Source organism: Moorena sp. SIO1F2, assembly GCF_010672755.1.
Lineage (GTDB): Bacteria > Cyanobacteriota > Cyanobacteriia > Cyanobacteriales > Coleofasciculaceae > Moorena.
The window spans coordinates 1-5,866 of the sequence record NZ_JAAHFV010000386.1; the positions used below are offsets into that span (position 1 = coordinate 1).

At 44.8% G+C, this 5,866-nt stretch carries 7 protein-coding genes and 1 pseudogene; 4 read left to right on the forward strand and 4 right to left on the reverse strand.

Features of this window, described 5'->3' with window-relative positions:
* Window positions 1-134 (reverse strand): DEAD/DEAH box helicase (locus tag F6J94_RS28875; protein ID WP_293046722.1); only part of this gene is annotated, 134 nt, incomplete at its 3' end.
* Here F6J94_RS28875 and F6J94_RS28880 point away from each other — a divergent pair.
* The 3 genes and pseudogenes from F6J94_RS28880 to F6J94_RS28890 form a co-directional block, all read left to right on the forward strand.
* Window positions 128-1,207 (forward strand): annotated as a pseudogene (locus F6J94_RS28880) (hemolysin family protein); the annotation flags it as partial. The gene F6J94_RS28875 and the pseudogene F6J94_RS28880 sit on opposite strands and share 7 nt — an antisense overlap.
* A 49-nt stretch (window positions 1,208-1,256) precedes the next feature.
* Window positions 1,257-1,943: a lecithin retinol acyltransferase family protein gene (locus tag F6J94_RS28885; RefSeq protein ID WP_293046715.1), complete on the forward strand. Its 687-nt coding sequence runs from the start codon at window positions 1,257-1,259 to the stop codon at window positions 1,941-1,943.
* Between the two features lie 200 nt (window positions 1,944-2,143).
* Window positions 2,144-2,578, forward strand: a complete 435-nt coding sequence (locus F6J94_RS28890; RefSeq protein WP_293046716.1) for a hypothetical protein — start codon at window positions 2,144-2,146, stop codon at window positions 2,576-2,578.
* Window positions 2,579-2,664: 86 nt separating this feature from the next.
* On the opposite strand, the gene trpD is transcribed toward F6J94_RS28890, so the two are convergent.
* Window positions 2,665-3,705 carry an anthranilate phosphoribosyltransferase gene (trpD, locus tag F6J94_RS28895; protein WP_293046717.1) on the reverse strand — a complete coding sequence of 347 codons (1,041 nt, stop codon included), beginning with the start codon at window positions 3,703-3,705 and terminating at the stop codon, window positions 2,665-2,667.
* A gap of 75 nt (window positions 3,706-3,780) precedes the next feature.
* Window positions 3,781-4,260 (reverse strand): 2-C-methyl-D-erythritol 2,4-cyclodiphosphate synthase, encoded by a 480-nt coding sequence (gene ispF / locus F6J94_RS28900; protein ID WP_293018283.1) that lies wholly within the window; start codon window positions 4,258-4,260, stop codon window positions 3,781-3,783.
* A gap of 237 nt (window positions 4,261-4,497) precedes the next feature.
* Here ispF and F6J94_RS28905 point away from each other — a divergent pair, with 237 nt between their 5' ends.
* Window positions 4,498-5,025: a hypothetical protein gene (locus F6J94_RS28905; RefSeq protein ID WP_293046718.1), complete on the forward strand. Its 528-nt coding sequence runs from the start codon at window positions 4,498-4,500 to the stop codon at window positions 5,023-5,025.
* A gap of 176 nt (window positions 5,026-5,201) precedes the next feature.
* On the opposite strand, the gene F6J94_RS28910 is transcribed toward F6J94_RS28905, so the two are convergent.
* On the reverse strand, window positions 5,202-5,711 hold the full coding sequence (locus tag F6J94_RS28910; RefSeq protein WP_293046720.1) for a DUF533 domain-containing protein: 510 nt from the start codon (window positions 5,709-5,711) through the stop codon (window positions 5,202-5,204).
* Between the last annotated feature and the right edge of the window lie 155 nt (window positions 5,712-5,866).

Genomic DNA, 5,866 nt, shown 5'->3' on the forward strand with positions numbered 1-5,866 from the left:
TTTACTAACTTACGATAGTGCTGTTCAGCTAATACTTCAGTGGGAGCCATCAGAGCCGCTTGGTACCCCGATTGGATGGCGGCTAGAATAGCATAAACTGCTACAATAGTTTTACCGGAACCGACATGTGGCATTTTTCATGATTGCTTATCTACAAATTGTTTTGGGGGAACTTTGCCCCAAATCCCTGGCTTTACTTTACTCAGAACAACTAGCACGGTTTCTGGGGCCACCCAGTCTGGTAATTGCCAGGTTTTTCAATCCTTTTATCCAGATTTTGAATCAATCTACCCGCTGGCTCCTGAGGTTGGTGGGTGTTCAATATTCTGGTCAAGGTTGGTATAGCCGTGTAACGCCGGAAGAGTTGCAACTCATAATTACCACTGAACGGGAGTCTATTGGACTGGAAGCAGAAGAGAGAAAGCTACTGAAAAATGTGTTTGAGTTTGGGGAGGTAACAGCCGCAGAGGTAATGGTTCCCCGCACCAGTCTTATTGCTATTTCCCATGCAGCAACCTTCGAAATCTTGTTAGAGGAAGTTGCCAAGACTAGTCACTCTCGCTATCCTGTGATTGGGGCATCCCTAGATGATATTCGTGGCATTATCGACTTCAAAAAATTGGCTAAACCTTTATCTAAAGGGAAGCTAGGACTTCAGACACCGATTAAATTGTTGGTTTGCCCAGCTAAGTTTGTCCCAGAAACTACCCCATTGAGTGAATTACTGCCGATGATGCAGCGATCGCATTTGGCAATGGTGATGGTGGTGGATGAGTTTGGAGGTACAGCTGGATTAGTCACCCTCAAGGATTTAATTGCTGAAATTATTGGTGATGGACCTGAATCTGACATAACCCAGGACTTGACGGTACAAATTCTGGACGAGTATACCTTCCTGGTGCAAGCTCAGATGAATATCGAAGAAGTCAACGAACTTTTGGATTTAAACCTACCTGTAATTGATGACTATCACACTTTGGGCGGTTTTCTGCTCGACAAGTTTCAGAAAATTCCTGTACCCGGTGAAACCTTAAATTATGAAAATCTAGAATTGACCGTTGTGTCTGCTTCTGGAGCGCGCCTAAACCAAATTCGGATACGCCGCCAGCAGCCACAAGGTAATAATTCAGTAGATGTTTCTGATTCTGATCAAATGCCGATAATTCCCAGTAAGGAGGATGTCTCCTTTGATAATGGAGGGCTATAGTTTTGATAAACTTGAGTTGATTAGTGCCGGATAAAACCAAGATAAAATAATGGCGCGAGGAGATCAAATTTACGTATTCCAAAAGTTTCTTAACTTTGAAGGGGTTTACCAACATCATGGTATTGACTGTGGAGACGGTAGTGTGATCCACTACCGCAAAAAAACTGAGACAATTGAACGTAATTCTATGGCTACCTTTGCTCTAGGTGAAACAAAAATTTATGTCAAACAGTACTCAGTTTGTTTAATTCCAGATGTTGTGATTCGTCGGGCAGAAAGTCGATTAGGGGAAAGGCAATATAACCTAATTTTTAATAACTGTGAACACTTTGCTAATTGGTGCAAGACTGGGAAAAATGAAAGCCAGCAAGTCAAGGATTTTATCCCGGTAATTAGTAATACGAATATCGAGGGTTTGTACGAAGCTATAAAACAAGCACTTCAGGGAGCAAAGCAAGACGATACAACTCAGTTACTTAATCAAGCATTATCTGATCTCAGGGTGGTTTGGGATGAGATTCAACCTAAGTATAAACAGGAACTTAAAGAAATCAATGCCTGGCAGCAAGTGGCAATTCAAGCTATTAAAAACAATAGAGAAGACTTAGCCCGTGCGGCTTTGATGCGGAAGCGCAACTATGAGAAAAGTGCGACGGAAAAGAAAGCTAAACTAGACCAGTTAGCGAAGATGACAGAAACCTTGATTCGCAACCGTATGAACTGGCAACAAACCTAGCGGGTTGGTTAAGTAATCAGAAAGCTACTTTGAGCGGTCAGCTATCAGCAATCATAACTTATGGGGTCGATTTAATTTTATGACCCCTACTCCCTACTCCCTACTCCCTACTCCCTAAAATCTAGGACGAGGTACTTCAAGCAATTCAGAACTGCTATATATTCTTACTATAGTTTAGTTGTAAAGATCCAAAAAACTGAATGGAACGTGGTTTACTATGGTTACCTCTGCTAGCAGCATTTTGCTGGCTGGCCTGGTCAGGTTGGAACGAATACCAAAAGATTGAAGCTTATCGCCGCTGGGCTGAACAGTTTGAACGGGCAAAGTATGATATCTATGCGGTGCTTGGTCAGAACGGCAGTGACCTGACTTGGGGCAAACCCACTAGAAATGAACCAGTAAATCTAGAAACCTTTTCCCTCAAAGACGTTAAATCAATCAACTTGCTAGTTGATAATCAAGTGGTTGACTTAGAGCAACCACCGGATAAAGGTCGTGCGATCGCATTAGAATTTCAATTCCTCAAACCCATAGATCCAGTCAAAATTCCCTTTACAGAAATTCCGTTGGCAGTGGAGTGGGGAAAATATCTCCAGTCATTAACTATAGCGCTGGGTGAAGGGAATAGGGAATAGCTAACTTCGGATCTCGACATTGGGTAGCACCCTCAGCCATTAATCCCAGGTTACCCTGACAAGTCAGACCTGGGGCTGCTGGTGAGTTAAGCTAAAAACTTCACCAATTGCTCTAACTTTAACCAAGGGGCACCGCTCGCCATAACATCCTTTGCCATAGCAATCCCTGCTGTGTGGTCTTCGAGAGGTATAACACCGGCGACTTGAAGGGCTAATGAAGCATTTAATGCCACCACATCCTGCTGGGCTGGTGTTCCTTTACCTTGCAAAACATTCCGTAAAATTGCTCCATTTTCCGCTACATCACCCCCTCGTAGGGACTCAGTCGGGGCAGCAGTTAGACCGAGATGTTCCGGATTCAGACTCAAAAGTCGCACCTCACCCCCCGATAGCAGTGCCAAGTCAGTTTCATCTGCCAATCCCGCCTCATCTAATTTTTCCCTGCCATGGAGAACTATTGCGTTGGGAGTACCCATTAAACACAACGATTGCGCTACAGTTTCTACAAAGTTGGGAGCATAGACACCAATTACCTGACCGGTGGGACGCAAGGGATTTACCAATGGTCCTAACAAGTTAAACACTGTTCGTACTTTGAGGGTTTGCCGTAATGGTGCCACTGCTTTCATGGCTGGATGCCAACCCCGAGCAAACAGAAAGGTTACCCCTACCTCATCCAGGGCTGCCTGAATCTTGTCCGGTGCTGCTGATAAATTTACTCCTAGGGCTTCGAGCACATCAGCGGAACCGACCTTACTAGAGGCAGAACGATTACCATGCTTAGCCACCAGCACTCCAGCCGCCGCCACTACGAAGGCTACTGCGGTAGAGATATTAAACGTAGACGCGCCATCCCCACCGGTACCACAAGTATCAATAACGGGTTGGTTGTGTTCAATGGTTGTCTTTTGCAAAGACTGGGATTGTAGCACCTGAGCCATCCCTGCCAATTCGGTAGCGGATACTCCTTTAGCCTGGATAGCTGCCAAAAGTGCGCCAGATAAGACGGTGGGAATTTCTTCATTCAACCATCCCTGCATCAGTTGTGATGCCTGGTCACTGGATAACGATTGCCCATCCAACAACTGTTGCAACAAACTGGGCCAGTTAGAAGAGGTTTTAACCATTATTTATAGAAGCTGAGTATTTGATCTAGAAATGCGATCGCAATAACCATTCAATCACTATTTCCGAATTTCCGATCAATCTCCCACTAACAAGGCTACAGCATAAGCGGCAATTCCCTCCTCACGTCCTACCGGACCCAACTTTTCATTAGTGGTTGCCTTAATGCCAATTTGGTCAGGCTTCAGGTCTAGGACTACACTTAAGCGATCGCGCATGGTCTTAATATGAGGCTTAAGCTTAGGACGCTCCGCCACCACCACCGAATCAATATTGCCAATCTCCCAGCCATGGGATTGGATCAACTGATTTACCTGACTCAACAATACCAAACTATCCGCACCCGCCCATTTTTCGTCAGTTGGGGGGAAATAATGACCAATATCGCCCAAACTCAAGGCTCCCAGCATGGCGTCCATTATGGCGTGAGTCAGGACATCGGCATCACTGTGACCGACTAATCCCAATTCATGAGGAATTTCCACACCTCCGATAATCAGACGGCGACCTTTGCCCAATTTATGGATATCGTAACCGTTGCCAATCCGAATAGTCATTTTTAGCACTTAATCCCACGTTAACAGAGCAAGCGATCGAATTTTACCTGCTCTTTAAGGCTGCTGCCAAATTCTGTAAATTAGTGAGAATATACCGAGGTTTTTGGTTAAGTTTACCTATATCTTTTCGTCTTATTAATATTAAGTTTTATTTCGAGATTGGAAATTTATGGAACCTACAGTGTATTTACGGATATCTAGAGAACAAATATCCCAAATATATGACGAGGTTCAACAATGAAAAAAATCGGTTCTAGTACTCTACTCATGTTCGCTACACTCTCGGGACTTCTGTTGTTTGCTCCCCCAGTAAAAGCGGATCAAATCAGATACTGTTACAGTGTCCCTCGTTACTACGTTGAGAAGGATGCAGCTAACCATCGTGAAGCTTACGATGATGGTTATCAGGAGGGGCGACGTGATGCCAGGAGGGGTATAGCTTATGAAGAGCGCACCGCAGGGGGCGAGTTTAGCCGTGGCTATCGTCATGGATATTACGGTCGCCGCTACAGAGGTCAGCGGCGTCAGGTTGCAGACCGCCGTAACTACTACAACACCAGGGAGTGTCGTACCTACAACTATGACGATAATGAGAATATGAAAGATGTTTTGGGCAGGATTTTGCACCAATTTGAAAGGGATCTGCGTTGGGATATGAACTGGAACAACAATCCTCAACGATACGAGGAGCGAAGATACGAGGATCAAAGGTTCGAGGAGCGAAGCCGGGACAGAAACTCTCAATTATATCGATATCCAAGATAGTTGTTCATTCAAGTATTTCCATAACCGAGTCACTATGGTGCTGCTACTACCTTATGAAAGCTTTGGGGAGTTGGTAGTGGTACACAATTGGTGATTTTAGCTTCCGTTACCTTTACCAGACCGTAGCCAAACCACTAGATCTTTCGCACTACCGCTTAGTTTAATGGCCGCAGACGCTAATTATAGGGGTCACCCTCAGGCAAACAGAGGGAAATACGCTTCTGCTTGATGCGCTCTTCTTCCAGACAGAGGTCTTCAATTTCCTTAACAACTTCTTCGGAGATGTCGATGGCTTTGGCCATCTTGCGGATGGTTGCCTTTTCCCCTTCCGCATATTCTGCATCCGAAGCAGCCGCCTTGATGGCAATGTAAATTATTGCTCTACGACCCTTGCTGGTGACTGGGGTACTGGTCACGACTTCCGAGATGTCTTGGTTGGCGGGATAGGTTTCTAGCTCTTTCAATAAGGACTCTGATGCTCCAGCGGTTGCTCCCCGTCCAATCACCCACTTTCTCTCCGCTTCTGAGAGTTCTCCATCGCCATTTGCAGCAATAAGAAGGGACTTTAGCATGGTCTCGAGCTGTATAGAGTTGGATAGCTCTTCGACTTTAGCCATTTTATCGAGATCCCAGCCCCAAATTTCCTTCAAATACCACTTGGCTATGGTTGCCCGTATCGGATCCATATCTGTTGTAGCTGTTGTCATTTTATTCTCCTGAATTTTCGTTTAAAGACTTAACAGATTCTAGATATCTAGAATCTGTCTTCACTTTATTTCTACCTACAGTTAGCGGGTAGAACAGTTGCTAAGTGTAGCAGACTTAGGACTTAGTAAGTTTA

Excerpts from the sequence above, each read along its gene's own strand:
- F6J94_RS28885 (WP_293046715.1), top strand. The coding sequence starts at position 1,257 with ATGGCGCGAGGAGATCAAATTTACGTATTCCAAAAGTTTCTTAACTTT.
- F6J94_RS28890 (WP_293046716.1), top strand. The coding sequence starts at position 2,144 with ATGGAACGTGGTTTACTATGGTTACCTCTGCTAGCAGCATTTTGCTGG.
- trpD (WP_293046717.1), bottom strand. The coding sequence starts at position 3,705 with ATGGTTAAAACCTCTTCTAACTGGCCCAGTTTGTTGCAACAGTTGTTG.
- ispF (WP_293018283.1), bottom strand. The coding sequence starts at position 4,260 with ATGACTATTCGGATTGGCAACGGTTACGATATCCATAAATTGGGCAAA.
- F6J94_RS28905 (WP_293046718.1), top strand. The coding sequence starts at position 4,498 with ATGAAAAAAATCGGTTCTAGTACTCTACTCATGTTCGCTACACTCTCG.
- F6J94_RS28910 (WP_293046720.1), bottom strand. The coding sequence starts at position 5,711 with ATGGATCCGATACGGGCAACCATAGCCAAGTGGTATTTGAAGGAAATT.